The following is a 2,398-nucleotide window of genomic DNA, read 5'->3' as shown; positions in this document are numbered from 1 at the left end:
CCCCCCGGCTGCCGAGGGCCCGCCGCGCCCGCGCGCGGGCGGGTGAGCGCGGGCGGGGTCCGCGACCCCTGCCGCGCGGGCGCGGGCGCGGGCCGGACCCGCCGCTGAGGGTCCTGGGGCCGGTGTCGGTGGGCTCCGCGGGCGGCGCGGTGCCGCCGCGGCTGCGCCGGCTGCTGGCGGTGCTGCTCACCCGGGCGGGGTCGGTGGTCACCGTCGACCGGCTGGCCGACGTGGTGCGGGACGGCGCGCCCGCGCCGGAGGTCCCGGCGTCGCTGCCGCGCGCGCCCGGGGGCCTGCTGGGGCGCGAGGAGGACCTCGCCGGGCTGCTGACGCGCCTGGTGCAGGAGTCGGTGGTGGCGGTGGACGCCCCCGGCGGGCACCGCCACCGGCTGCTGGAGACGCTGCGCGCCCACGGGTGCGAGCGGCTGGCCGCGCGCGGGGCGCGGCCGGTGGGGACCCGCGCCGCCTACGACGCCGCCGCGGGCACGGCCGCGGAGGCGGTCCTGCTGGCCGCCTCGGTGGAGGAGCGGCTGGCCGCCGTCTACGCCGACCTGGCCGCCGCCGCCGGCACCGACCGAGCGGTGGCCGCCGCCGGCGTCGTGCGCGCCGCGCGCGCCGCGCGCGGCTGGGGCGGCACCGCCACGAGCTTCCCCGGCCTGCCCGAGCTGGGCGAGGACGGCCTGCCGGTGCCCACCGCCACCAGCACCGCCACCCGCGCTCCCACCAGCTCGGCCACCAGCGCTCCCACCAGCTCGGCCGCGGGCACCCCCGGCGCCGGCGGGTGAGCGCGCCGCGGCGCACCGGCGGGCCCCCGCTGGCGGCCGGTGCGGCGGCTGGGAGGATGAGCGCGAGATGAGCGCACCACACGCACCGGCGGCCGCGGACGGGCCGCTGCGGATCATGACGTGGAACGTCTGGTGGCGCTTCGGCGACTGGCGCGCCCGCCGCGAGGCGATCCTGGCCGTCCTCGCCGAGCACCGCCCGGACGTGGTGGGGCTGCAGGAGGTCTGGGCCACCCGCGGCCCGGGCGCGGAGAACCTGGCCCACTGGCTGGCCGAGCGCCTGGGCATGCACGCCGCCTGGTCCCCCTCCCCGCGACCGCACCGCTGGCAGCGCCGGCTGTCCCCGCACGACCCCGACGCGGGGGCGGTGGACTTCGGCAACGCCGTGCTCAGCCGCCACCCGCTGCTGGAGCAGCGGGTGCTGCCGCTGCCGGCCGCCGACCGCGAGGACGAGGGCCGCACCGCGCTGCAGGTGCTCGTGGACGCCCCGCGGCGCCCGCTGCCCTTCACCACCACGCACCTGAACTCCTCCCCCGCCGAGTCGGCGGTGCGCACCGCGCAGGTGCGCGAGCTGGTCCCCTTCGTGGCCGCCGGAGCGCGGCGCGGCGAGCACTACCCGCCGGTGCTGACCGGCGACTTCAACGCCCTGGCGAGCTCGGACGAGATGCGGCTGGCGCGCGGGTACGAGACGCCCGGGCCCGTGGAGGGGTTCGTGCTCGTGGACTCCTGGCTCTTCGCCGAGCCCGGCGACCCCGGGCTGACGTGGGACCGGCGCAACCCCTGGGTGGCGCGGGTGCACCAGCCCAGCGCGCGCATCGACCACGTCCTGGTGGGCCTGGCCCCCTTCAGCGGGGAGGGCTCGGTGCGCGACGTGCGCCTGGTGGCCACCGAGCCGGTGGGCGGGGTGTGGGCCTCCGACCACGCGGCCGTGCTCGTCGACCTGGAGCCGTAGGCGCCGCGGGGTGCGCCCGCGGCGCACCGGCCGGACGATGGCCCGGTGAGCACCGCGAGCCCCTCCGTGCGCTCCGCCGGCGGCGCCGGCTCCCGCGACGGGCTGCGCCGGGCCGTGCTGGCGGTCAGCGCCGTCCTCGCGGTCGCCGGCTCCGCGGTGGGCTCCGGGGCCCTCGGCGGCACGCCGGTCGCGCAGGCGGCCGGCGGGGCCCTGTCGGCCTCGGCGACGCTCGTGGCGCCCGACGGGCCGGCGTTCGCGGTCTGGGGCGTGGTCTACGCCGGGCTGCTGGCGCTGGCGGTGCTGCAGCTGCTGCCCGCCCGGGCGCACGACGCCCGCCAGCGCGCCACCGGGTGGTGGGTCACCGCCTCGCTGCTGCTGAACCTCGCGTGGATCCTCACCGTGCAGGCGGGACGGGTGGCCGCGTCGGTGGTGGTGATCGCGGCGCTGCTGGTGGTGCTGGTGGTGACCTTCGGGCGCCTGCTGGGCACCGCGCCCACCGGGCCGGTCGAGGCCGTCGTCGTGGACGGCACCGTGGGGCTGTACCTGGGCTGGGTGAGCGTCGCGACGGTGGCGAACACCGCCGCGGCGCTGAAGCAGGCCGGGCTGACCACCGCCGAGCCGGCGTGGGCGGTGGGGGTGCTCGCCCTGGCGGGCGCGGTGGGGG

General features: G+C 80.5%; 3 protein-coding genes. All 3 read left to right on the top strand.

Annotated features, from left to right (window positions below):
• Positions 1 to 785 (top strand): DUF4439 domain-containing protein (locus GTR00_RS19005; RefSeq protein WP_205706196.1); only part of this gene is annotated, 785 nt, incomplete at its 5' end.
• Positions 786 to 852: 67 nt separating this feature from the next.
• Positions 853 to 1,734: an endonuclease/exonuclease/phosphatase family protein gene (locus tag GTR00_RS19000; RefSeq protein WP_166613126.1), complete on the top strand. Its 882-nt coding sequence runs from the start codon at positions 853 to 855 to the stop codon at positions 1,732 to 1,734.
• A 45-nt stretch (positions 1,735 to 1,779) separates the two neighbouring features.
• The coding region (locus GTR00_RS18995; protein ID WP_166613125.1) for a tryptophan-rich sensory protein at positions 1,780 to 2,398 on the top strand (619 nt) is incomplete at its 3' end.

Origin of the sequence: Kineococcus indalonis (assembly GCF_009906395.1) — a bacterium.
In the GTDB taxonomy this organism is placed as follows: Bacteria; Actinomycetota; Actinomycetes; order Actinomycetales; family Kineococcaceae; genus Kineococcus; species Kineococcus indalonis.
Note: the sequence above shows the minus strand (reverse complement) of the source record. Positions and strands in the feature narration are given on the sequence as shown.

What these genes read in the sequence shown, in the direction of transcription:
- GTR00_RS19000 (WP_166613126.1), top strand. Translation starts at nt 853, where the DNA reads ATGAGCGCACCACACGCACCGGCGGCCGCGGACGGGCCGCTGCGGATC.